Origin of the sequence: Pseudomonas sp. ITEM 17296 (assembly GCF_028895205.1) — a bacterium.
In the GTDB taxonomy this organism is placed as follows: Bacteria; Pseudomonadota; Gammaproteobacteria; order Pseudomonadales; family Pseudomonadaceae; genus Aquipseudomonas; species Aquipseudomonas kermanshahensis.
The window spans coordinates 1-304 of sequence record NZ_WJRS01000103.1 but is presented as its reverse complement, the minus strand read 5'-3'; the positions used below and the strand labels follow the sequence as shown (position 1 = coordinate 304).

Annotated in this window: 1 protein-coding gene; it reads right to left on the bottom strand. The window is 59.9% G+C overall.

Going from position 1 to position 304, the window contains the following annotated elements:
- Positions 1 to 304: immunoglobulin-like domain-containing protein (locus GIB19_RS28240; RefSeq protein ID WP_274888877.1), on the bottom strand; the 304-nt coding region annotated here is incomplete at both ends.

Below are 304 nucleotides of genomic sequence, written 5' to 3'. Positions count from 1 at the left end.
ACCGGTGGTGCTGTTGGCCGGAACCGTGATGACGGTGGTGCCGTCGCTCAAGGTGAAGGTCAGCGCCGAGTGCTTGTCGATCGGCAAGCCATCTTTGTTGGTCAGGGTGATGGTGTAAGTGATCGCACCACCTTCGGTAACCGAAGGCGTCGCAGTCAGTTTAGCCACCACGTCGTCGGTGGTGTCGGTGACTTTGACCGAGGCCGCATCGCCCAGCTGCAGGTTCTCGAAGGTACGGCCATCGATGTCTGCTGCCGACTTCACGCCCAACTCGATTTCACCGGCGTCTTTGTAGACGTCGTCG